General features: G+C 32.6%; 23 protein-coding genes and 1 riboswitch. Of the genes, 2 read left to right on the forward strand and 21 right to left on the reverse strand.

Features of this window, described 5'->3' with window-relative positions; genetic code table 11:
* Positions 1 to 230 precede the first annotated feature (230 nt).
* The gene (locus GXK57_RS13915) at positions 231 to 1781 is read left to right on the forward strand and encodes a helix-turn-helix domain-containing protein (protein WP_243156435.1); all 1551 of its coding nucleotides are present in this window, start codon (positions 231 to 233) and stop codon (positions 1779 to 1781) included.
* A 121-nt stretch (positions 1782 to 1902) separates the two neighbouring features.
* Here GXK57_RS13915 and GXK57_RS13920 read toward each other — a convergent pair whose 3' ends face one another.
* The 18 genes from GXK57_RS13920 to GXK57_RS14005 form a co-directional block, all read right to left on the reverse strand.
* Complete coding sequence (locus tag GXK57_RS13920) at positions 1903 to 2490, reverse strand: nuclease-related domain-containing protein (RefSeq protein WP_160677424.1); 588 nt, start codon at positions 2488 to 2490, stop codon at positions 1903 to 1905.
* Between the two features lie 111 nt (positions 2491 to 2601).
* Positions 2602 to 3606, reverse strand: coding sequence for a hydrogenase expression/formation protein HypE (gene hypE, locus GXK57_RS13925; RefSeq protein ID WP_160677427.1), 1005 nt, complete (start codon positions 3604 to 3606; stop codon positions 2602 to 2604).
* A gap of 133 nt (positions 3607 to 3739) precedes the next feature.
* Positions 3740 to 4777: a hydrogenase formation protein HypD gene (gene hypD / locus GXK57_RS13930; RefSeq protein WP_160677430.1), complete on the reverse strand. Its 1038-nt coding sequence runs from the start codon at positions 4775 to 4777 to the stop codon at positions 3740 to 3742.
* Complete coding sequence (locus GXK57_RS13935) at positions 4774 to 5004, reverse strand: HypC/HybG/HupF family hydrogenase formation chaperone (protein ID WP_160677433.1); 231 nt, start codon at positions 5002 to 5004, stop codon at positions 4774 to 4776. The genes hypD and GXK57_RS13935 overlap by 4 nt, the downstream gene beginning before the upstream one ends.
* 3 nt (positions 5005 to 5007) lie before the next feature.
* Entirely contained in the window at positions 5008 to 7296 is a 2289-nt protein-coding gene (gene hypF / locus GXK57_RS13940; RefSeq protein ID WP_160677436.1) for a carbamoyltransferase HypF, read from the reverse strand.
* A gap of 29 nt (positions 7297 to 7325) precedes the next feature.
* The gene (gene hypB, locus GXK57_RS13945; protein ID WP_160677442.1) at positions 7326 to 8003 is read right to left on the reverse strand and encodes a hydrogenase nickel incorporation protein HypB; all 678 of its coding nucleotides are present in this window, start codon (positions 8001 to 8003) and stop codon (positions 7326 to 7328) included.
* 15 nt (positions 8004 to 8018) lie between these two features.
* Positions 8019 to 8261 (reverse strand): hydrogenase maturation nickel metallochaperone HypA, encoded by a 243-nt coding sequence (locus tag GXK57_RS13950; protein WP_160677445.1) that lies wholly within the window; start codon positions 8259 to 8261, stop codon positions 8019 to 8021.
* Entirely contained in the window at positions 8254 to 8727 is a 474-nt protein-coding gene (locus GXK57_RS13955; RefSeq protein WP_160677448.1) for a hydrogenase maturation protease, read from the reverse strand. The genes GXK57_RS13950 and GXK57_RS13955 overlap by 8 nt, the downstream gene beginning before the upstream one ends.
* Positions 8724 to 10124: a nickel-dependent hydrogenase large subunit gene (locus GXK57_RS13960; protein ID WP_160677451.1), complete on the reverse strand. Its 1401-nt coding sequence runs from the start codon at positions 10122 to 10124 to the stop codon at positions 8724 to 8726. Before GXK57_RS13960 ends, GXK57_RS13955 begins: the two co-directional genes overlap by 4 nt.
* Positions 10121 to 10993 carry a hydrogenase small subunit gene (locus tag GXK57_RS13965; protein WP_160677454.1) on the reverse strand — a complete coding sequence of 291 codons (873 nt, stop codon included), beginning with the start codon at positions 10991 to 10993 and terminating at the stop codon, positions 10121 to 10123. The genes GXK57_RS13960 and GXK57_RS13965 overlap by 4 nt, the downstream gene beginning before the upstream one ends.
* A gap of 300 nt (positions 10994 to 11293) precedes the next feature.
* Positions 11294 to 11899: an FMN-dependent NADH-azoreductase gene (locus tag GXK57_RS13970; protein WP_160677457.1), complete on the reverse strand. Its 606-nt coding sequence runs from the start codon at positions 11897 to 11899 to the stop codon at positions 11294 to 11296.
* 183 nt (positions 11900 to 12082) lie between these two features.
* Positions 12083 to 12907 carry a flagellar motor protein MotB gene (locus GXK57_RS13975; RefSeq protein WP_160677460.1) on the reverse strand — a complete coding sequence of 275 codons (825 nt, stop codon included), beginning with the start codon at positions 12905 to 12907 and terminating at the stop codon, positions 12083 to 12085.
* 12 nt (positions 12908 to 12919) lie between these two features.
* The gene (motA, locus tag GXK57_RS13980; RefSeq protein WP_160677463.1) at positions 12920 to 13705 is read right to left on the reverse strand and encodes a flagellar motor stator protein MotA; all 786 of its coding nucleotides are present in this window, start codon (positions 13703 to 13705) and stop codon (positions 12920 to 12922) included.
* Positions 13706 to 14482: 777 nt separating this feature from the next.
* Entirely contained in the window at positions 14483 to 14815 is a 333-nt protein-coding gene (locus GXK57_RS13985; protein ID WP_160677466.1) for a cupin domain-containing protein, read from the reverse strand.
* A 325-nt stretch (positions 14816 to 15140) separates the two neighbouring features.
* The gene (locus tag GXK57_RS13990; RefSeq protein WP_160677472.1) at positions 15141 to 16046 is read right to left on the reverse strand and encodes an amidase; all 906 of its coding nucleotides are present in this window, start codon (positions 16044 to 16046) and stop codon (positions 15141 to 15143) included.
* A gap of 43 nt (positions 16047 to 16089) precedes the next feature.
* Positions 16090 to 16176, reverse strand: a riboswitch (cyclic di-GMP riboswitch).
* Positions 16177 to 16484: 308 nt separating this feature from the next.
* Positions 16485 to 17918, reverse strand: coding sequence for a glycosyltransferase (locus GXK57_RS13995; RefSeq protein WP_160677475.1), 1434 nt, complete (start codon positions 17916 to 17918; stop codon positions 16485 to 16487).
* A complete protein-coding gene (locus GXK57_RS14000) occupies positions 17915 to 19069 on the reverse strand; it encodes a HEAT repeat domain-containing protein (RefSeq protein ID WP_160677478.1) in 1155 nt (384 codons plus the stop codon). The genes GXK57_RS13995 and GXK57_RS14000 overlap by 4 nt, the downstream gene beginning before the upstream one ends.
* 109 nt (positions 19070 to 19178) lie before the next feature.
* Positions 19179 to 21332: a family 2 glycosyl transferase gene (locus GXK57_RS14005; protein WP_160677481.1), complete on the reverse strand. Its 2154-nt coding sequence runs from the start codon at positions 21330 to 21332 to the stop codon at positions 19179 to 19181.
* Between the two features lie 455 nt (positions 21333 to 21787).
* Between GXK57_RS14005 and GXK57_RS14010 the strand changes: the two genes are divergently transcribed.
* Positions 21788 to 22171, forward strand: a complete 384-nt coding sequence (locus GXK57_RS14010; RefSeq protein ID WP_160677484.1) for a L,D-transpeptidase — start codon at positions 21788 to 21790, stop codon at positions 22169 to 22171.
* Between the two features lie 148 nt (positions 22172 to 22319).
* On the opposite strand, the gene GXK57_RS14015 is transcribed toward GXK57_RS14010, so the two are convergent.
* The 3 genes from GXK57_RS14015 to GXK57_RS14025 form a co-directional block, all read right to left on the reverse strand.
* Positions 22320 to 22475, reverse strand: coding sequence for a hypothetical protein (locus tag GXK57_RS14015; RefSeq protein ID WP_160677487.1), 156 nt, complete (start codon positions 22473 to 22475; stop codon positions 22320 to 22322).
* Between the two features lie 30 nt (positions 22476 to 22505).
* On the reverse strand, positions 22506 to 22673 hold the full coding sequence (locus GXK57_RS14020) for a hypothetical protein (protein ID WP_160677490.1): 168 nt from the start codon (positions 22671 to 22673) through the stop codon (positions 22506 to 22508).
* A gap of 129 nt (positions 22674 to 22802) precedes the next feature.
* A complete protein-coding gene (locus tag GXK57_RS14025) occupies positions 22803 to 23141 on the reverse strand; it encodes a hypothetical protein (RefSeq protein ID WP_160677493.1) in 339 nt (112 codons plus the stop codon).
* Positions 23142 to 23445: the final 304 nt, after the last annotated feature.

Consider the following 23445-nt stretch of genomic DNA (forward strand, 5'->3'; position numbering starts at 1 on the left):
ATAGACTTATAAAGGCATTCCAGTTCTAGCATTAGAGGTATATTCAATCTTTATCGCACATATATGATTGTTTTTCAAAAATATTTATTTTTCTGGAACTGGACATCTTTAAGTCATAGCACATTAATATTAACATTCTGCTTCAGCAGAAACATCCAATAAATTTACGAAAAAAATCTAAAATATCATAGTATTTTTAGAATTTTTTTCATTGAAATGAGGTTTATATTTTGATTATCTTAAAAGATTTATTTATTCATTTGGAAAATACGTGTGGCAGTAAAATTTATGGAAGCTTTAATCCTGAGGATAATATTGAAAATATAGATTTTTTTGATATGAGAAAAGAGGCTTTGGCTAATACTTTATATTTAGCTTATTACACTACTTATCAAAATGAATTGACACTAGAAAACAACCGTAAGCTGTTAATATTATCAAAGGACATTCTTGAAAACGCTCAAAACTCCACACTATATTTATTAACAGAAAAAAGTATAGAGGAAATTTACAAACTCTCAATGGAGTTCCTATTGAATCAATATAGCTTATACGAAAAAAAGTATACTATTAATAATAGTCTTCATCATTGTGATAATATAAATAAAATTCTTAATGTATCAGAGCAATATATTAATAATCCTATTTTTCTCTTAGATACAAGCTATCGCATATTAGGGCAGTCTAATCTTGCTGCCTCATCCAAAGATTCATCCTTAGATAAGCAAGATGGCAAGTGTTATCTTGTATTAGATACAGTAAAAACTATGAAAAGAGATAAATGTATAGATGATATTTATAACTTAGACAAAGCATTTTTTCATCTTGCAGATAAAAATCTTATTTTTTGTGGAGTTCGTATTAATAATATTACTGTAGGCTACATATGTGTACTACAAGAATTAAGACCTTTTGTAGAAATGGATTTAGAAATTATAAATGAGTTATCAAAAACACTATCAATATTCATTGAAAAAAGTGATCAATTTATAAGCAGTTCTGGACTAGAGGAAGAATATTATGTTATAGATATGCTTATTACTAACTCTTATTCTATTAATTATTTAGAAGAAAGATTAAATGCTGTTAACTTTAAACTTAAAGCTAACTTTTTGATTATTACAGTGCCTTTCTACAAAAAATACGCTGACTATAGACATAACTTTGGATTAAATCAATTAATTCAAAATTGTAAGCTTATATTAGGCAATTGCATAGCCGCATACTATGACAGTAAGATTATTTTCTTATTGAGCAGTTCTTCAGATACGGTTATCTCTTTAGAGCAAAAAACAAGATTCAAGGATTTACTAAGATTAAACAAATTAAAAGCCGGTATAAGTATAGTTTTTAACAATATACACCACATAAAAGATTTCTATAACCAATCAAATTATTGCTTAACACTGTCAGACAGGCTAAATAGTAGCGACAACATGCTGTATTTTGAAGACTATATAGAATATTACTTATTTTATAATCTAGAGGAATATAAGAAAGAAGCCATAACACTGAAAACCCTAATTCACCCATTTATAACTAAGCTGATTGAGCATGATGCCAAAACTAATAGTGAACTCCTAAATACTTTAGAGTGTTATTTAGAAAGTGATAGAAACTCCGCTCTTTCATCAAAAAAACTAAATGTTCATCCAAGTACCTTTTTTTATAGGCTTCATAAAATAGAAAACTTACTTAGTTGTACCTTTAGCGACAGTAAGCTCTTATTTAAACTGGAATTATCTTTAAAAATTAATAAATACATCAACTCTTTAAGATAGTATTACTTTAATTAAAATACATAATTTAATTATCACACAAAACAAATACCATGAATTACAATAAAACACTTTACCTTAATTCATGGTATTTATATTTTAATATTTAGTTATGGTCAATGCTCTATTGCTGGTTTTTACCATACTCCATGAGCCTAGTATAAATTTTTTCCTTGTGAATATTGCTTATTACTTCATCATTATATTTCTTTATTTCACTTACTAAGTTTATTGTATACACAACTTTACTCTCAGCTTTCACCTGTAATCTTGCATTAGTTGTGAAGTCTATTATTGAAACATATCTTAAATCTCCAAACTCACTAGTAACTCGTTTTAGCCACTGTATATTTTCATAGTTTTCATGTATAGGATTAGATATTCTTCCCCTTTTTGTAGGAAGTTTTTGCTTCCAACTTCCATCAGCTTCATCCCCAACAATGGTTCCTTTATAGTCATTATCCTTAATAACAAAGATTCCATAATTGGATACGACAACATGATCTATATCTATAGCTTTACCTTTTATTTCAAAACTAATATGATTTATCACCTTATACTTTTCTTCATCTAAACTAGATAAATAAGCTTCTACTGACTTTTCACCAAGTATTCTTTTTATCTTAGGCATAAAAAGATCTAAAATACCTGCTGCCAGTATTAAAACAATTAAGTACCAAAACTTAGTTATAAATTCTATTACTGCATTCATTTAGGTATACTCTCCCTCTGTAAGTAGCTTTAATAATATATTACCAAATTGTATGCAATAAATCATCTTATATTGTAAACTATAGAAATCAGAATGAAGGGTACTTCTTTATCAACATATTCTAGGAATGATCTCTGCTTCAGCCATATCCAAAATTCTAGTTCCTCTTATATTGGTTTGTAATAGCACCCTCCCATACTTGTCCTTTATAACTTCTCCGATGATAGCAGCTTCTTTTCCTAAAGGGTTATCTCTAATGATATCCAATACTTTTTCACCATGTTCACTAGCTACTACAACTAAAACTTTCCCTTCATTTGCTATATATAAAGGGTCTAACCCCAGAATTTCACAAACTCCACTAACCTCGTCTCTTACTGGAATACAGTACTGATCTAACAATATTCCTAGTTCCCTATTGTTAGTTATCTCATTAAGTACAGTAGCTAGTCCACCTCTTGTTATATCCCTCATAAATCTAATTTGTAATTTGCTATTTAATATTTCTTCAACCAAACCATTTAAAGCATTGCAATCACTTTCTATTTCGGTCTGAAAATTCAAATCTTGTCTCTTACAAAGTATAGCGGTGCCATGATCCCCCATGGTTCCGCTGACGATAATCTTATCACCAACTTCAATATTTGCAATACCTAAATTCACATCATTTCTTAAGCTACCTACTCCAGTAGTATTAATATATATTTTATCCCCTTTACCTTTTTCAACCACCTTTGTATCTCCCGCAATTATCTTTACTCCAGCTTCTTTAGCAGCTTCAGCCATAGATATTGCAATCTTCTCTAGCGCATTGATATCAAAGCCTTCTTCTATTATGAATCCTGCAGTTAGATATAAGGGGATTGATCCAACTACAGCTAGGTCATTTACTGTTCCACATATTGATAATTTACCTATATCTCCTCCTGGAAAGAATATAGGTTCTATTACATATGAATCTGTGGTAATTGCAATTTTCCCATTTATGTTATTTATAATACTAGAGTCTCCTTGTTGATCAAGTATCTCATTGTGAAAGTACTTATAAAAAATGTTATCTATAAGCTCATGAGTACCTTTTCCCCCACTTCCATGATATAAAGTAATTATATTCATATATCTCCCCTCTTTTATCTTAGTCTAGTTTTAATACTATTACTGAGATTAAGTAGTTATGAATTAGCTGATATATGAGCAAGCTCATCTAAGCATCGGATGACTGACCACTTAATTTCAACACAGTACTTTATCATAGCCTAAATTCATTATATTTATAATGTATCCCACAGCTTCCTTCCCTTGAAACCATACACACTCCTATAGGAGTACTTGGAGTACATTGCTTTCCAAAAAAACTACAATCTTCTGGAGTTTTATTTCCTCTTAGTATACTTTCGCAAAGGCAGCCTTTTGATAAAGATCTTTCTTCTACTTTTATATTGAACTTCTTTTCTGCATCAAAGCTTTCATACTCATTTCTTATCTTTAATCCACTATTTTCAATGTTGCCAAGTCCTCTCCAATTGGCAGCGCAACTCTTAAAAACAGTACTAATAATTTCTTTAGCCTTCCTGTTTCCATCATACTGTACGAATCTTTTGTAGATATTCTCCATTCTGATTTCTTTCTTTATTATCATATCAATTAATAAAAATATCGCTGATACAACATCCTCCTCTTCAAATCCAGCTATCACTGATGGAAGTTCTAATTGCTCTGGTATAAACTTAAAGGATCTCTCACCTATAATGGTGCTAACATGTCCTGGACATAAAATCCCATCTAGTCTCAAATCTTCCGAATTTACTAGATGTTTTATGATCTCTGGCATAGTTTTTAATGTGCAAAACACACTAAAATTTGTTATTCCTTGTATACTAGCTTTATGTATAGCAAGAGCAGTTATTGGAGCCGTGGTTTCAAAACCTATACCAAGAAACACTATTTCCTTCGATGGATTGTCTAAGGCTATTTTTAAGGCTTGCAAAGGTGAATATATTACTCTTATGTCCTTGCCTAAAGCTTTTTGAAGCCTTAGGGAACTATAAGTCCCAGGCACATTGATCATGTCTCCAAAGGTAGTAATTATTACTTCTGTTCTTTGGCTTAGTTCAATAGCTGCATCAATGTATCCTTGAGGAGTAACGCATACTGGACATCCTGGTCCAGTAACAAGTTTTACCTTGCTAGGCAGTACACCCTTAATACCACTTTTCATAATAGAGCTAGTATGAGTTCCGCAAATCTCCATTATTCTAATATCTCTATCAAGGCTTATAGCTTTCATAGCTTTCCTACCTCATCAGAAAGTATTTGTTCAAATAGTAGTTTAGTTTCTTCTGCTTCCTTTCTATCTAGCTTTTCTATGGCACAACCTGCATGCACAAGCACATAATCTCCCACTGCAACCTCTTCTAAGAGAAATATATTAACCTTCATTTTTACCCCTTTGTACAATACCAAGGCTTCTTCCTCATATAGCTCTATAACTTCAAGAGGAACTGCAATACACATAAATTATTCCATCTCCCTTTCATTTGCTATGACTATCTGTCCAACTGAAATTCCTCCATCATTGCAAGGAATTTGACTATTTAGATAAACCTGAAAATCATCTCTAATTAACCTTTCATGAACCTCTTCTAGTAATAGCTTATTTTGAAATACTCCCCCGCTAAGTGCTACTTGTTTAATACCGTAGTCTTTTGATAAGCTTATGCATATAATCTCTGTAAACTCTGCCACTGTATTATGAAATTTTCTTGATATTATACCTTTTCTTATATTACCTTTTACATCTTCAATAATGCCTTTAATCATATTATCTGTATTAACCACATAAGCTTCACCTTGTTTGTCTATATAAAAAGCATAGCCTGCTACATCTGCTTCAGCTTTCGTAATACTACAAGCTACATTCTCCAAAAAAATAGCAGCCTCACCTTCAAAGCTTATATCACCACTAAACCCTAGTATATAGGCAACTGCATCAAAAAGCCTTCCCATGCTTGAAGTCTTAGGGCAATTTATATCTTTCTTAATCATGTCCAAATAGTTTCTTATATGTAGCTTCTCCTTAGATGTTATATATCTTTGAGGTAGACTTAACAGCTGCTCTTCTGCTTCTGCTTTATAAGTCTTATAAAGATATGCTACAGCCATTCTAAGTGGCTCCTTGGTAGCCTTATCCCCTCCTGGCATAGCAACTAAGTTCAAGTGTCCACATCTTTTAAACTCCTTACAATCCGCTATCAGAAATTCTCCGCCCCAGACAGTGCCATCCTCCCCATAACCAGAACCATCAAAGGCTACACCAATAACTTTTCCTCTAACTTGATTTTCAAAAAGTACACTTGCAATATGTGCATGATGATGATAGACTCCCATTTTCCTTCCAGGTAGTTTGTCTAAGTATTTATAAAAAGGGTGGTTAGGATGCAAGTCATAAGCTATAAGTTTAGGTGCCAAGTTATAAATGTCAGTTAACTTTTTCATTGTATCTTCATACCTTGTAAAGGTTTCAGTGTTGTCCATATCTCCTATATATTGACTAAGTCCAATATGTTCTTCTTTATAAAAACAGAAGCTATTCTTTAGATATGAGCCTAGGCTAATACTTTCTTTAAAACCTAATTTATTATAATAAGTTGGAGCATACCCTCTTCCCCTTCTAATAACCCTTTCTTTACCTAAAATAAATCTTATAACTGAATCATCTACAGAATTATATATTTCTCTATCATTAATCAAGTGATAATCAGCTACTTTAGATAAATGCTCAATAGCTCCTTTATTAGTATAAATTATAGGAGTGCCATTTATATTGCCACTGGTCATTACAAGAATTTCAACACCTTCTTGAAATAGAAGATAGTGAAGTGGAGTATATGGCAGCATAACACCTAGTGTATTATTTCCTGGAGCAATAGCTTCTGGAAGGTTATTATGACGTTTGTCTAGTATAACTATAGGTCTTATGCTACCTTTAAGAGCGTCTTCCTCTTCAGATGATACTTGACAGTAGTTTTTTATAGTTTCAATATCTTTCATCATTAAAGCAAAAGGTTTGGTTCTTCTATTCTTCCTTTGTCTAAGCTTTAGGATAACTTCTTCATTGCTTCCATCACATACTAGGTTAAAGCCACCTATACCTTTAACAGATAGAATTTTTCCCTCCTTAATTAACTTTATAGAATTAGATATGACCTCATCTTCATATAGCTGTCCTGTAATAGAATTTATTAATGCTAACTGTGGTCCACATTCAGGGCAACAGTTTGTCTCTGCATTAAATCTTCTATCCTTAACAGCTGTGTATTCAGAGGCACAAGAACTACAAAGCTCAAAATTGCTCATAGTAGTAACTGCTCTTTCATAAGGAATAGCTTCTATCACCGAATATCTTGGGCCACAATCCGTGCAGTTTGTAAATCCATAGCTATATCTACGCTTATCTTTATTAAACAACTCTTCATAGCATGCATTGCAAGTACCCAAATCTGGTGAAATATATGTAAAGCCATTTGTCTGTGATGTACTTGCCTCTATCTTAAAACCTTCATATTTGCATATATTTTTATCTTGCTGTATTATTTCATCTATTCTCGAATTCTTTGGTGCATTATTTTCTAAAGTATATATAAACTTATCAATAGCTTCTTTACTGCCTTCAACATCAATCAGCAAACCTTCGCTGGTATTTTTAACCTTACCACTTAACTGCTGCGCTTTAGCTACTAGATATACAAAAGGCCTAAACCCAACTCCCTGTACTAATCCTCTTACCACAATCAATTTTCTTATCACACTATCACCTTAGTTTTATAAAACTATTTTTAGTAATTATCCTTGTTATTAATAAGCTTTATTAAATAAGACGCAAAGTCTTCTACTCCTTCTCCTGTCCTAGAAGAAACTTCAAAAATCTTAGCATTTTTATTTAGTAAATATATATCTTCACGAAATTCCTCTATATCAAAATCAGTAAAGCTAATAAGGTCAAGCTTATTCAATACCACTATGTCAGAAATCTTAAACATAAAGGGGTATTTTAACGGTTTATCATTTCCCTCTGTAACACTAAGTACCGTAATCTTTCTATTTTCACCTAAATCATAAGAAGCAGGACAAACTAGGTTTCCAACATTCTCTATAAACATAAGCTTAGGTAACCTTGTTTCAAGTTCATCCATTTTCATTACGTTTACAGCCTCTTCTATCATAGAGGCATCTAAGTGACAAGCTCCACAGGTGTTTATTTGAACTACATTGATACCTTCTTGCTCTATACGCTCTGCATCCTTGGTTGTATACAAATCTCCTTCTATTACCCCAATAGATGTATTATATTTAATCAAGCTTAAGGTTTTTTCAAGAAGTGTGGTCTTTCCAGCCCCAGGAGAACCAAAAATATTTATTGCAAATATATTATTAGCTGCAAACCTTCTTCGGTTATCTTCTGCGAACTCATCATTAGCTTGAAGAATTCTTTTTTCTATCACTATATTCTTCATAACTCTCTCCCTTAATTACTGTCCTTCTATTCTATTTACTAATAGTTCAAAGCCTTCAGTATGCTCTATTATCAAAGCTGCTTCTTCACATTCTGAAGCTTTACTTATGGCTTTAAAGGCAAATCTAAGGGAGTCTTCAAATATTCCATTGAAGCTCCCCACCTTTATATATATCGCATCGACCTTTTTCAAATTATAAGCTTTAACATTATCAGTAACTATTTTATATATTTCAAAGGCTATGGAGGCTTCATGCATAGCTTTCACCAAGTTTCATACATTTATCTTCAATTATCTTATAAACTTCATTACATATATCATCCAACTTATTCTTAATCTCTTCTGAAAGCTCCAAGTTGAAACTAATCTTTGCTATTTTAATCCCTATTATAGTTCCATCTACGTTCAAATTGGCTTTATTAATAACACTAACTAAACTGAAATTGTGCATATATGATAATTCATCACAATGGTTCTTAGCCTGCTGTAAAGACAACAAAGTTATTTGTCCATAATATTCACCTAAGGATGTGCTATCTAAAATAAATACATAATCTCCATCTTCTATATGGTCCAAAGCAAAGTCAATATCAGTCTCAGCTTTTACACAGGTTAGATCAAATGAACTCAGCTTCGATCTTTCTTCAATAGAATCAATTATCTTAAGAGCCACCCCATCATCTCCCATAAGTATGTTTCCTATGGCAATCACCTTAAATCTCATACAAGCCTTATAACAAAATCATCAGATTTATCACTTATAATATGAGTAGCACAGGAAACGCATGGATCAAAGGATCTCACTATACGTCCTAGCTCTGAAGGATTTTTTACATCTTCTATATAAGTTCCAATTAAAGCTTTTTCTATAACTCCTTTATTTCCATTAGAGTCCTCAGGAGATATGTTCCATCCAGATGGTGTTATTATGTTGTAGTTCTTTATCTTTTTGTCTTCGATGGTTATCCAGTGTGCTAAAGCACCTCTCGTGGTGTCTCTAAGACCTACTCCTTTAGAAGTCACAGGTATTTCCCAGGAGTTTTGTACAGCAGGTATGAGTTTTACTTTTTCTAAAAGATCCTCCATTATATCTGCAACTATCTTAGTTTCCATTACTCTAGCTGTAACCCTATCAAGAGTTGATATTCCTTTATTATATCTTCCACTAATCCAAAGTCTAGCTAGCGGTCCAACCTCCATAGGAACACCATTATATCTAGCAGCTTTAACCCAAGAATATGCATCTTTTTTGGTTATATTGGGCTGCCATGCTACATCGTCTTCCTTTAAAAGCTCTTTTGAGGCTGAGTAATAGGAGTGAACTATATCTTCATTTATTTTTGCTGGGTCAAAAGCTTGCTTTTTATTATCAATAATCGCTCCAGCTTTGCAATATAACATAGAACCATTAAAATCTCTATCAAATGCCCCATAGCTTAAGAAGTTACCATATCCCGCTCCATTTTTAAAATCTTCTGAATAATACTTAGAAATCGTAGCTATATCTTCAAACATTATATTATTTATGAAATCCTTTATGGATGCTAAAGTAGCCTTAAGCTCTATTAGTTTTGATACATCAAGATTGACAGTTACTCCTCCTACAAAAATTCCGTGAGTATGAGGAGCTTTTCCTCCCAAAAGAGCAAGCATCCTATGAGCCGCCCTGCTATATTTAAAAGCCTCTATATAATGATTGTTTATTTTTGAATTTACTTCTCTAGGTATCTTATATTTTCTTTGATCCTTAGCCGGATTAACCTCAATCTGAGCATAGTCAGGTACAGTGAATTGATAGAAATGTCTTATATGGTTTTGTAAAAACTCACAGCCGTGCATTATCTGTCTTATTATATTGCCATTATTATCAGGCTCCACTCCCATTGCGTTCTCCACTGCGATAGAAGATACAAACCCGTGAGCTGTGGAGCATATACCACATATTCTTTCTGTGAAATATATTGCATCAAAAGGTGATCTTCCCTTTATCATTTCTTCGAAGCCTCTAAATAAATGCCCATTTGTCCTAGCATCCACCACTACATTCTTATCTATGGTCACTTCTATCTGCATAAAACCACTTATTCTAGTTATAGGATTGATTACTACTTTTTCACTCATTGCTTTTCTCCAGACTGAAAATTAATAAAGGGTTCCATACTATCTGGAAATCCACTATTCACACATCCAATACATGGTGTATTATCTTCAACAGGCCAGTTTACCCTATCATTCCATTTTCTTAAAGGGCAATCCGATCTAGTGATAGGACCTCTGCATCCAAGTTGAAACATACACTCTTTGTCTCCAAGTTTTTTTGCAAAGACCTTCTTATCAAAATATGACCTTCTAGAACAATAAGTATGAATAGTAGCTTCATATAGAAATAAAGGTCTTCCTTCAGTATCTAAATCTGGCAAACCATAGAGAATTAAATGTGCAATGGTGCTTATCACCCATTGTGGATGAGCAGGACATCCTGGAATCCTTATGACTTTTACCTTTTGATCTGATAAAAAGTCAGGTACGCTCTTGCTTTGAGATGGATTGGGGCTAGCAGCTGATGGTCCCCCATAAGAAGCGCAAGTCCCTACTGAAAGTATATACTTAGCTTTTCCAGCTGCCAAAGACACTGCCTCAGCTCCTGATATGAGTTTTCCGTTATATTCAGCTATAATATTATAAAAACCATTGTCTCTTGAGGTTACAGCACCTTCTACCACTAAAATAAACTCAGTATCTAAAGTTTCAAGAAATTTTTCAAAGGCTCTCTGTCCTTCAGCCCCCATTACACTATTATTGTAGGTTATCTCTACCATCTCACTAAGAAAATATATAGCATCAGGGTTATTTGCATCCAAAAGAGAGATTATATTACCTGAGCATCCGCAAGCTTCTAGCCAAATAAGTTTAGTCTTTTTTATGGAATCATTCTTTATTCCATCTATAGTAGCCTGTAAAAGTTCTCTTTGACATCTTTTCTTAGACACTTTATCCTCTTATCCAATTAATTGCTTGATAAATTGTATTCTTTACTTTAAGTTTTTAGACTTTTTTAAAGCTACTTATGTATAAAGGTATCCCTTTTCTCAGAAAATATGTACCGTCGAATTTCATCTATCAAGGAAAAGTTATCTTGAAAACAGCTTTTAATTTAACTCTTACCTGTCTTCGAAATCATATTAATTAGAGGATAATCACCAATAGAGATAAAAATATAAAAAGCAACTAATTAATAAACTTAATCTATTAATTAGCTGCTTTTTAATATATTCAGAAATTTGCACTACTTAGAAGTTCTTTGCTAATTCCTTTGCTTTGTTTATTGCATCTCCTACAATTGCATCAACATCTTGCCCAATAACATCAAGCATCTCAGCTGCTATAGTAGTAAAATCAGTTATTCCAAGGAAGCCTAATATGGTTCTTAGATATCTATCTCCCATTTCAAAAGCTGCTGCGGGACCTTCGGAATAAGCACCGCCTCTTCCAACTATATGAACTGCTTTCTTTCCCTGTAAAAGTCCAACTGGCCCTTGTTCAGTATACTTAAAGGTTATTCCAGTAACACTAATATAATCTATATAAGCTTTTAGTATTGCTGGAATACTTAAGTTCCATAATGGTGCAGCAATTACATATTTATCAGCCTCAGCAAACTGATATGTATACTTTAAAACTGAATTTTTTCTACTTTCTTCAGTCTTAGGCCCAAAAACCTCTGATAAATCTTCTGCTGACAGAAAATTAATGTCCTCCTTATATAAATCTAGGGTTATTACCTCATCATCTGGATGAGCTTTTATATACTCCACAATAAAACTATCTGAAATCTTATAAGTTCTCGATACTCCTTCTGGCTTTGCATTTGCTTTAATATACAACACTTTACTCATGTTACTCAGCTCCTTTTTAATAGTATTCACTGTATTAGGATGTACCTTTCTGAAATAAATACACTGGTCGTTATAAATTACGTAAAGATTTCATAAAAAATTCTCAGTAATTTATTTGCACGTATACTTTTTTAAATGTATATAAAAAATAAGCTAACCTATTAAGGGCTAGCCTATTTCCTATTATTCATGTGAAGTTGTAGTTTGTGTTTCACTTGTCTTACTAGTAGTATTAGTTTGAGTTTGATTAGTTGTAGTAGTTTGAGCTTGTTGAGCATATTTACGGATTATAAATATTTCAACTCTTCTATTCTTTGCTCTGCCTTCTGCAGTATCATTACTGTACTTAGGCCTGTGTTCTCCATAAGCTTGAATAGAAATCTTATCAGTACTTACTCCTCCAGATCCAACCATAAAGTTCATTACATTTATAGCACGCATAGCACTTAAATCCCAGTTAGATCTAAACTTACTAGTAGTTATAGGTACATTGTCAGTATGTCCAACTACTTTTATTTCATTATCTAAGCCTTTAATCATCTTTGATATCTCAACTAGCAGTGGATTTACAGTCTTAAGCACCTGTGCATCTCCAGAATTAAATAGTACTGCATCCTGTATAGATATTTCTAATCCTTCTTTATTAAGCTCTATTTTTACTTTGTCAGAATATCCTTTACTTTGAATTTCTGATTCTAGATTTTTCTTTACTTCATTCATAGCGTCTTCTTCTTTTTCCTTATTGGACTTTTCAGTGGCTGTACCAGCATTAGCCGCCTCGGACTGGACAACTGCTGTTGAGCTAGTTCCACCTTCTGCCATTACTGAAGAACCACCAGAAAATATAACGCTAAACTCTGCACTAAGTCTTTGAAGCTTTTGTTGATCTACTTTACTCATGGCAAACATAACTATAAAAAGTGCTAATAGGAGCGTAAGCATGTCCGCATATGGAATAAGCCAAGTTTCATCAACATGCTCTTCATGATGTTCTTTTTTCTTCTTCATCATTTATCTCCTTTATTTTTCAGCATTTTGACCAACTACTTTTTCTCTCTCTTTAGGCTCTAGCATACCTACTAGTCTAGCCTCAATACTCTTAGGGTTCTTTCCTGCTTGAATAGCTAGTATCCCCTCAAGAATGATTTTCATCATACTTATTTCCTCATGTGATTTTCTCTTAAGTCTAGATGCAAATGGATGGAACACAACGTATCCGAAGAATATACCATAAAGCGTAGCAACGAAGGCTCCAGCTATCATGTGTCCTAGCTTTTCAGTATCATTAAGATTACCAAGAGCTCCTATAAGACCAACAACGGCTCCAAGAACTCCAAGTGTAGGAGCTGAACCACCTGCTGTAGTAAATACGGATGCTCCTAATCTATGTCTTTCTTCAGTACCATCAATTTCTATTTCTAGAGCTTCTACTATATCATCCGGTTCAACACCGTCTACGACCATTTCAAGACCTTTTTTCATAAACTTGTTTTCCATTGTTTGCACAGTACTTTCAAGTGCTAACAAACCATTCTTACGAGTAGTTTGAGCCATTTCTACAATCTGCTTTATAACTTCTGCAGGGTCGTCCTTTCCTTCCCCTTTAAAAAGAATTCCAAACAATCTAGGAATATTTAAAAATTCTTTCTTTGGAAAGGAATTCATTACTGCTGCTGCTGTACCTACAAGTATAATGATTGCTGCTGCTGGATTTAATAGTACTGCTACGTTTGCTCCTTTTACTATCATACCTACAACAATGGCAAGAAGCCCTGTAATAACACCTATTATTAGAAAAATATCCAAAATTTCATCCCCCTTGTTACTTTATATTCGACAATTATTTAGTATTTTTGCACTATTCATAAAGTTATCATATCATAGTAAATATTAATTTAAAACTAGATTTTATCAAATAATTCAGTGGAATTTTTAATATAAACTTTAGCAATCTTCCAATGAAACCATAGAAAAACCAATTACTGAATTAATACAAATCAGAGAATTTATCAATAATATCAGCTATAAAAATAACTTTACCTTCTACATCTTTTAGTCTTCCTATGTCGAAACTTAACTTATAAATATTTAAAAACCACTATATCATCTTAACCAGTCATTTTCACGCTCTTTTTTCCCAACTAGTTAAAACTATTGTAGCTAGTCATTAGTTGCTTTATCTCTTTAGCTTTATAAATAAATGTTTAGCTTATATAAAATACATTTACACTAATTCAAGCTAAACTCACTAAAGATCAAACACTTATAATTTCACATTTAAACATATATAAATTAATAGTTCTAACAATATACCATTTCAAACCAAAACTACTTTCCTAATTTCTCTGAGTTCTAAAAAACAACTTTTACATGCTATTAATATCTCCCTTTAAAATCATTCTAAATCATAGCAAAATTGAAATATGAAATGGTAGGATCTTGCCACAGGAATACTGTGCTTCTAGTTAAATATATCGGATAATTACTAAAAAACTTAAATTGAAAAGAATACCTAATTTATAATAAAGAAACTCACTGAAGTAGCTGCTTCAGTGAGTTCTTAAGCTTAATATTTTTTTATATCTACTTTATAAAATCTTCTCTGTAAGGAGTAAATACGTCTAACAATACGCCCTTTTTAAGGCATTTGCAGCCATGTACTATAGTAGGATGCTTATACAGAGTATCTCCCTTTTTTACAATGTTCTTTACCCCATCTATCTCGAACTCAAACTCGCCTTGAAGAACGTAGGAAAGTTGTGTATGTGGGTGACTATGAAGCGAGCCAACTGCCCCCTCTTCAAAGTGCACTTCCACAGCCATAAGCTGCTCACCATATGCTAATATTTTTCTCTTAACTCCTTCACCTGCAGGTTCAAACTTGCAATCCTCTGAATAAACGAAAGCTTTGTCCATTTTCTTTATCCTCCATTTCACTTTTCTATAACTGTACCACTTTATACTTAAAGTTATATCTTCAATCTCTCCTAGAAAACCCAAGAAGATATTCAAAAATAGATTTCTAATTTGAGTCAGTGACACATTTTTATATCCACTAAAATTATATCACACTGAAAGTCTAGGTCTCACTTGACAGTAACTACTAAGTAATATGAATTTATTCCCTACAAATAAAATATCGATTTTTGAGGCATCTGTCTTTTATATTGAAATGTAATCATATAAAGGATAAATTAAAAACAGACACCCCATAATTAGGGTGCCTGCTTTATCATTAGGACTATTTCCTTAAAACCATCCAACTCATCACGTGATGAATTGCAAACCCGCCGAAGCTAGGATTTCCACTACAGCTTGTGTAAACTTTGCTCAATTCTTGATTCATATAAGTTTGACCTTCTTCATAAAAGCTTATAGTACCGCCTTCACTTGATTTCTGAGTTTCTACTCCAACTGTAACAGTAGCTCCATATAACTTACCAAAGCTTAATTCTTTTGAAACTGCACTTGTTATTGCAGTAGCAGTATCTCTGTAAGCCATAATAACTACACTCTTTACGTTCTTTATAACCCACTCAGCTAAGTTACCAGTACCATATTTATTGCTATAAGTCACTCCGTCAAACCAAAATGCCATATCTACAGCTAAACTAATGCCCAAAGCATTACAATTATTAATAGCACTTAATAACAGACTTTGGTAGTTAGCTAATACGCCATTCATATTTTGACTATATTGTGAATTTAAATATGGTTCGATATCTAAGTGTACACCATTAAACTTCTCACCTACAAGAGCTGCATTTTGATACTTGGTTACCCAATCAAAAAGTGCCTGTTGCTTGTAAGACATTCCATCTGAAGCCCAATCTGGAGCTCCATCTAGAGCTTGTACACCAATATTCTTTAATGAAGCTTTTCTTATAAAAGCCTTATAGTAATCAAAATTTAAGCTATAGTTTACTTGAAGATATATGTTCTTTACGTTGTTTGAAGCGGCAAAATTTAGGATATTATCTGCATTTGTTACTATCTGCTGAGTATCCCACAACCAAGTTGAATTTTGCGCGCTCACAACTGGACTTGTTGTTACCTTACCACTATTTTTATTTGCTGCTATTGCCTCTGTTGGGACAATTAAAGCTACTGCTACAAATAATGATAAGAAAAACTTTGACAATGACATATAAATTCCTCCCTATGAAAGCCGGGATGGTCCAAAAAGGAGTCCTGGCAACCTGGCAACCATGCGATAATAATCGTTTAGGCCCATAGCTTTGCGTCTTTGCCTTTCGACAAATTTGCCTTTTTCAAGTATTTTATTCCGCTGTTAATATCAGCGGTATTTCTATTATCGTACAAACAAATCAATTACGTAAGCCTCTTTCATGATAAAAAAGCAGGAATATACTAGTGTTTCACTGGGCGCAGTTACATATAGTTCCATAGATTGAAAATACTTAAATTACACTCTATACATTAATTACCATGCTTTGCAATATTATTAAAATCAAGTAGTTGTGAAAGATATTCTATATGAGCGAGCAATTAGAGCAAGCTCATATAATCATATGATGACTGATCACTTAATTTTAATAAGATACCGTAATATAGTATCATTTATCTATTGTTCTGTATTATCAGAGGTTTTTTCACTAAATTCATTTCTCTTTATTTTTCCCCATTCATTTTTGAATTTCTTAAATCTTATGATGGCATCCATTCTAAAGAAGGTGGTCATTTGCCTATATCCAAAGTTCTCTAGCACGCCATACCAAGAAAGCTTAAGTAATTGCTTTACCGAAGGATACTTACTAAAAGTATATTCTTCTAATAATACCGCTCCGATAGAAAGTACAACTCCATATAGTATAGATGCAACTAAGAATAGAATAAAATATGAAGTATTCAAAAGTCCGAATATGTATGATAAAGGAATAAATATGTATCCTAAAACTTCTATTATAGGTCCTATCATTTCAAAAATCCAAAAGTATGGTACTCCAAACATGCCAATAACTCCATACTTAGGATTTAGTATCAATTCTTTATGACGGAATAGACTGTCCATAAGACCTATCTGCCATCTTCTTCTTTGACTTCTCAAATCTTTTACTTTTTCCGGTGCTTGAGTCCAGCAAACAGGATCAGGTATAAATTTTATCTTATATTTAATCTTTTTCTTTCTTAAACTCTTATGGATCTTTACCACTAGCTCCATGTCTTCACCAATACTATCATCTACATAGCCACCAGCTTCTACAACTACATCTTTTTTAAAAGCTCCAAAAGCTCCAGATATAATAAGAAGACATCCTAAAGCATTCCATCCCATTCTTCCACTGAGGAACGCTCTTAAATACTCTATTACTTGAAACATTGCCAATCTATTCTTAGGAAGTCCTATAGACTGTACTTTTCCATTTTCTATATTACTTCCGTTAGCAATCCTTACTATTCCACCTACAGCCACAGTTTCCTTATCCTCTATAAAAGGCATTATTACTCTTACTAAGGAATCTCCCTCAAGCACTGAGTCTGCATCTATAGATGTAAATACAGGATATTTAGATATATTTATACCAGCATTTAAAGCATCTGCTTTTCCGCCATTATCTTTATCAACTAAGGTAAGATTAGGTATGTCCAAATTTTTATATATACCTTTAACTTTTTTTGTTTTTATAAGATATCTAACTGGTTGAGTTATCTCCTTCAGATCATAGGCCTCTATAATCCTTTTAAAGGTTTCATCATTAGAACCATCATTAATCACTATAACCTCGAAGGATGGATAGTTAAGTGCAAGTAAAGACTTAATACTATCTACTATGGTCTTTTCTTCGTTATAAGCAGGCACTAGCACTGAAATAGGAATCATGTTGTCCGAGGTAGTATATTTCTTATAGTCAGAATAATTCATCTTTCTTATATAATCATAAAGGCTAAAGGCTGACAATATAAGCTGTATAAAATATATAGAATTAATAGCTAGTACATAATAAAGTATGAAGTTATTAAAATGTAAGATTATTTGTCTTAATATTTCTAAGGTCATGCTATTTCCTCCCTAGCGTTCATCTGTCTATAATCATTTATAACAGCAGCTAAAGCAATTTGTTCCGGATTCTCAGAACTTTCATAAAGCTGAATTCCCTTAGGAGAATTGTCTATCGCAGAAATTATAATGTCTTTAGCAAATCTATCATTTCCTTGGAACACATAAGAAACTATACTCATGCCCTTATTATGGTTTAATATAGCTGTTGCAGCATTATATCTTACATACCATTGCTGATCTGAAAGTGATTTAGCTAACGGAAGTAATACATCTTCCTCTGAAAAGTTACCAAGAGCCCTTGATGCTACTGCTCTTACTTCCCATTCACTATCTTCCAAAGCCTTTATCATATCTACTAAGTATTCTTTACTTCTCATATTTCCCAAAGCTTTTAATGAGGCTATCCTTAGCTCTTTATCCAAGCTATATAAGTAATTAGAAATCTCTTTACTTAATTCTGTATACTTACAGTTTCCTGCTGATTTTATAAACACGGAAGCTATAAAGCTATTACTAGAACTTATCATATGTCTATAAATCTTGTCCCTATTTCCTTCGAAGCTATCTACTATCTCTATTAGACTTCTCTCACTTAAAATTATGGCTGAGTCAATATCTTCAAAAGCCTTTATAAAAGCTTCTTCATCTCCAATCTTTGCAAGAGCTAATAGAATGTTATACTTTACGTCGCTATTCTTTGTATCTACTTCAGCAAGAAGTGGTTCCACTGCTAACTTACTTCTAAAGTCTCCTAATCTTTTTGCCGCATAGGCCTTCTTAAAGTAATTGTTATTGTTCAAGTTCTCAATCTCATATTTGATAACTTCAATACGCTCAGATAAGTTTATGATATTAGATCTAGAACTTACATCTGCATTTCCCAGATGAAATAATAACCTTTCCTCCACAATTTCTCTTTTAACTTTATTCTTACAAACAGCTTTAATACTTCTTTGCCCAGCAACAGAGCCTTCCTCCTGTGTTATTACTCTAATTACAGAATCTACTGAAGGAATTACTTCTTTGGAATACTTTTTCACCTTTTTCACCTTATAGGTCTGCATAGTCTTTTCATATAATATATAAATATATAGAAAAAATATTATAGTAGAAAAAAATATTATAGACACATATACGTATTGTCCCATTTTCCATTTCTCCTTTGTTATCTTCGTCTTAAGTATCTGTTTTAAATGTAATTCGCCCATACTTCTCCAAAAGGTTAGTATATTGAAGTAAGTTACGTTGAAAATCATATCAGTTTCCTATTTTCTTAAATTCATCCTGCAGTATATAGTATGAAGGCTTAAGTCTTTCATGGTATGTAGGTTTATCCCACTTTTCCCAGCTATAAAGCTTCATTTCACTGTTCTCTACCACAGCATTTCCCCTTATTACTATGCCTCCAGCATATAAGCCACTTATCTTCAAAGGACTTATACTATCCTTTTCATAAAAATCATCCATTATCATCTTTGTTGAAGGATCCATAACATTTAGTAATTGCCAAGGTATTCTTATTTCTATATTATCCTTATTAATAGAAAAGTCAGTTAAGGAATTGAAGTTTTTACTATCTGGATTGCCGTTTCCTTCTACCAATTTACCTGTCTCATAGCTCTCTAAAGGAAGCTCCTTTTTATCTTGTGGTAAAAATAGTTCTCTGTTTAGGCATAAGTAGATTGCATTAAATATTCTGCTATTCTTATTTTCATAAATAGAATTTCTAGCAAGCATAGGTTCACCATTTGACTTTGTAGCCTTGTGTGAATACATATAATAAAATGAATCATAGTATGAATCCACTGTTATTTTTGAACCTTGATTTTTGTCAAGCTGTATTAACACATCTGTTGGTCTTTTAAACTCTACTCTGTAATTTAAATCTTTTACATTACCAGACTTAGGTGTTATATCTATAGGTATAAGCAGTTTGTCTTTATTAAAATCGAAGTCCTTAATCTGTGCCATTAAATATAGATACTTTTCATCACTTTTAGCATATAATTTAAGCTTATTATCATTAACTAATGGCCTATCTTTGTTCCATTCTGATACGTCCCCATCTACGTAGACAATACTCTTCTTTTCTCCAGGTTCAAAAGCCATTAATCCAAACTCTTGTTCATTGGTTTGGGTGTTTGGCCAATAGGCTCTTCTATCTGCTATATCCAAATCCATAGTATTCCAAGTTCTCTTAAACCACTCATCTTGCCAAGTAAATACTAACCCTCCGGCATAGCCTGTATCATATATATCCCTAAGCATTGAGGCATCCATATAGCCTTGACTTTTTTCATCAACATTTCCTTGGTTATACCCCATATATATGCTCCTATGTGCCATACCTCTAGAGGCTGGTATACCAAATTCAGCAACTAAAACTGGTACTGTATGCTCTTTAATTAAATCCTTTAAGTAAGCCTTATATGTATTTACCTTACCATTAGAGTCCCTAAAAGATTCATATTCATGCTGATAATTCATGGAATCAGGATAATATGGATAAATATGATATGAAGCAAAAAGCCCTGGTTTAAAGCTTTCTAACCTTTTTATATGTTCAGTGTTAACCTCTGCCATATCTTCCTTATCCAGAGGTTCATTTGGATGCTTTAAGGTATCTGTAGTTACCCAGTTAGTAAAACTAACAGGTCTTTGCATATTATACTTCTCAGTCTCATACTGTATGGTATAATCACCAGTTTCACATAAAAAAACCTCAAAAGGAGATGCATTTTCTGTATATAGATATTTCCCCTTATAGCTAGTTAAGTTCTTATTAACCTTATTTGTGTTCTCTACTAAATTAGGATCCCACTCTATTCCCAAGATCCACCCCACAACATAAGGAGAAATATCTTTCGTATAAGCACCGCTAGCATGACCTTTTTTCTCAGGCAGCTTTGCATTTCCATGAATTATATCTATAAGAGATTTTATATCTTCCTCAAATCCATTTTTTATAGCAGGGTTATGGGCATCATTATACTTTGCTATGTCCTCTTCATTAACCCAAACCCCTTGAAATATGTACATTGGCTTAATAGCAGTTCTATTGTATTCATATAAAGCATCATAAAACTCTGGTTTAAGAATTGTATAAACTCTTATATAATCAGCATTCATAGCAGCTATTTCCTTAAACCATCTTAAATACTCATCTTTGGTTATAGCTAATTCCCCCGGAAATGTTCCTGGTTTCGCAGCCCCTATATTTACCCCTTTAATGAAAGACTTCTCCCATTTACCATACCCATACACATAGAATGATTTACTATCAACCTTTGATACATAGGAAACTCCGTCATTCGTATAAGTAGAAATTTTATTTCTAGCTAGAAATAAATAGTTATAGCCTAAGAATATAGCTAAAACCATAACAATTGAAAACAATATGAACTTTTTCATGTTCTTCCCCCCAGATGCCAAACTAAATGCTTACTAACTTTTAATAGATACAATCTCTGCTCATAAATGTTATATAAACAGTCTCTGTTAAAATACCATGTTGAAATTAAACATAGCTTATAAATAAAATCAAAACATATAATACCATAATTATTAAATAATAATAACTATTACTTAATATATCTATAATATCATAATCAATTCCTAATTAGCTATATATATTATATTTATTTGATAATCATTATTGACATCGCTTTCATTTTATACTTTTATTATGAAAGACCTTATTATTATTCAAAATTAGTTATTTACAGCAAAAAACATGGCATATTTAAGAATATTAATCCTAAATATGCCATGTGTACTTTTTTACCGTTGCGACTTGTTATTTACTCACTTAAAGCCTCTAATATAAATATTATATAATATATCAATTTTATTTTAGGAGCACATCAATGTCTGAATACCGTTTTTCAGAAGACTACTATGACTATTACAGAGCAACCTATCGAATCACAATCAATACCGCTGATCACACGCTAACCCTCTACAAGAATGATATAGTATTCAAGAGCTACCCCGTTGCCGTAGGTAAAGCATCAACCCCAACACCAAAAGGTACTTTCAAGATAATTAATAAAGCCGTAAATCCTGGTGGCCCCTTTGGATCAAGATGGATGGGCCTTAACGCTACAAGTGGAGACTACGGAATCCATGGAACCAACAATCCAAGCTCCATAGGAAAGAACATCTCAAATGGGTGCATTCGTATGTTCAATAATAATGTTATTGAATTGTTTAATTTGGTACCAATAGGGACTGTGGTGAAGATAGTGTAGTTATAAGCTAAAACCTTAACTGTCTGGTTTCGATATTATACCTATCCTCTCATAAAGCAAGGTTGTTAGTTTTAATCTCTCAATTTTATTTCAAGATTAAAATTATGGTGGTAGCTATTATTATAATTAGCTACCACCATAAGAATCTTTATTGATTATCCATTTCATCTTTTAATGTAGTTACATCTTCTTCTTTCAATCCTGTTATTTCAACTATAAAAGAAATATCTGCTCCTTTACGAAGAGCATTTTTTGCAATCTCTTTCATTCCCTCGGCCTTTCCTACAGCTCTTCCTTCAGTCATTCTTCAATCTTACCTTCTTCCCTTGCTCCCTCAACCATACTTTTTTCCATCTAGTATTTGCTTCATTCGAAGCTCAGAAAGTCTTACTTTTACTGGATCTCTGCTTAGCATATCCAGTACAGTTATCGCTTTTCTTATTGCTGGTTCTACCATTTCACATACACACTTTTCTGGTTTAGTTAAAAATGCAAGCCACATATCTAAACTGTTATTGAGTTCTGGTTTTTCGTCTAAAAACTTTGGTAAACACTAATTCATCTACTCTTTGCAGCTATTATCTATTAGCTTGGTATACGACATGTAAAACAGTCAATATTGGGCCAATCTTTAACTATTTCTTCTTTTCTGAATAGCATTAATAATGCTAAAAATAGCTATAAAAGCCAATATACTTATAACTATATATGTTGTTATATCTTCTCTCTTGAAATAATATATAGATAACAACATAGCAACTAAAAGCAAAGTAGTTATATCACCCAAAATAAATATTTTAACATCCACCTCTTTTTTAGCAAATCCTACTATGTTTAGTATAATCATTGATAATGCAGAAGAAACGCCTAACATCACTGCGCCTACCAAGATTTTACTGAAAAATAATCCAATTAATGCAGGTATCAACAATGCTATACCTAATCTTTCACCGAAGTATGTCCATTTCATTAATCCAGTCTCGGTATCATACCTTTACCCACATAAACCAAGGTTTGTGGATTTAGGCTATTAATATTAAGTCTTGCTATAAAATTTTAGTGGTAGCAATAAAAAAGACTGCTACCACTAATTTTTATCAATTATTAGTTTTCCATATCATTTTTCTAATTTAGACTTAATTTCTCTTATTTTATTAATACTTAAGCCAGTTCCCTGTGCAATTACTTCTTCACTAATTCCTAATTTCAAAAAGTTTCGTGCAGCTTCCTCTTTTCCTTCAGCCATTCCTTCGATCTTTCCTACTTCCCGTCCT

The sequence above is a fragment of the Clostridium sp. C8-1-8 genome, from assembly GCF_009928445.1.
In the GTDB taxonomy this organism is placed as follows: Bacteria; Bacillota; Clostridia; order Clostridiales; family Clostridiaceae; genus Clostridium_AR.

Excerpts from the sequence above, each read along its gene's own strand:
- GXK57_RS14025 (WP_160677493.1), bottom strand. The coding sequence starts at position 23,141 with ATGAAATGGACATACTTCGGTGAAAGATTAGGTATAGCATTGTTGATA.
- GXK57_RS14000 (WP_160677478.1), bottom strand. The coding sequence starts at position 19,069 with ATGGGACAATACGTATATGTGTCTATAATATTTTTTTCTACTATAATA.
- GXK57_RS13920 (WP_160677424.1), bottom strand. The coding sequence starts at position 2,490 with ATGAATGCAGTAATAGAATTTATAACTAAGTTTTGGTACTTAATTGTT.
- GXK57_RS13955 (WP_160677448.1), bottom strand. The coding sequence starts at position 8,727 with ATGAGATTTAAGGTGATTGCCATAGGAAACATACTTATGGGAGATGAT.
- GXK57_RS13950 (WP_160677445.1), bottom strand. The coding sequence starts at position 8,261 with ATGCATGAAGCCTCCATAGCCTTTGAAATATATAAAATAGTTACTGAT.
- GXK57_RS14005 (WP_160677481.1), bottom strand. The coding sequence starts at position 21,332 with ATGAAAAAGTTCATATTGTTTTCAATTGTTATGGTTTTAGCTATATTC.
- hypD (WP_160677430.1), bottom strand. The coding sequence starts at position 4,777 with ATGAAAGCTATAAGCCTTGATAGAGATATTAGAATAATGGAGATTTGC.
- GXK57_RS13970 (WP_160677457.1), bottom strand. The coding sequence starts at position 11,899 with ATGAGTAAAGTGTTGTATATTAAAGCAAATGCAAAGCCAGAAGGAGTA.
- GXK57_RS13985 (WP_160677466.1), bottom strand. The coding sequence starts at position 14,815 with ATGGACAAAGCTTTCGTTTATTCAGAGGATTGCAAGTTTGAACCTGCA.
- GXK57_RS14010 (WP_160677484.1), top strand. The coding sequence starts at position 21,788 with ATGTCTGAATACCGTTTTTCAGAAGACTACTATGACTATTACAGAGCA.
- GXK57_RS13995 (WP_160677475.1), bottom strand. The coding sequence starts at position 17,918 with ATGACCTTAGAAATATTAAGACAAATAATCTTACATTTTAATAACTTC.
- GXK57_RS13935 (WP_160677433.1), bottom strand. The coding sequence starts at position 5,004 with ATGTGTATTGCAGTTCCTCTTGAAGTTATAGAGCTATATGAGGAAGAA.
- GXK57_RS13975 (WP_160677460.1), bottom strand. The coding sequence starts at position 12,907 with ATGAAGAAGAAAAAAGAACATCATGAAGAGCATGTTGATGAAACTTGG.
- hypB (WP_160677442.1), bottom strand. The coding sequence starts at position 8,003 with ATGAAGAATATAGTGATAGAAAAAAGAATTCTTCAAGCTAATGATGAG.
- GXK57_RS14020 (WP_160677490.1), bottom strand. The coding sequence starts at position 22,673 with ATGTGGCTTGCATTTTTAACTAAACCAGAAAAGTGTGTATGTGAAATG.
- GXK57_RS13990 (WP_160677472.1), bottom strand. The coding sequence starts at position 16,046 with ATGTCATTGTCAAAGTTTTTCTTATCATTATTTGTAGCAGTAGCTTTA.
- GXK57_RS14015 (WP_160677487.1), bottom strand. The coding sequence starts at position 22,475 with ATGACTGAAGGAAGAGCTGTAGGAAAGGCCGAGGGAATGAAAGAGATT.
- hypE (WP_160677427.1), bottom strand. The coding sequence starts at position 3,606 with ATGAATATAATTACTTTATATCATGGAAGTGGGGGAAAAGGTACTCAT.
- GXK57_RS13960 (WP_160677451.1), bottom strand. The coding sequence starts at position 10,124 with ATGAGTGAAAAAGTAGTAATCAATCCTATAACTAGAATAAGTGGTTTT.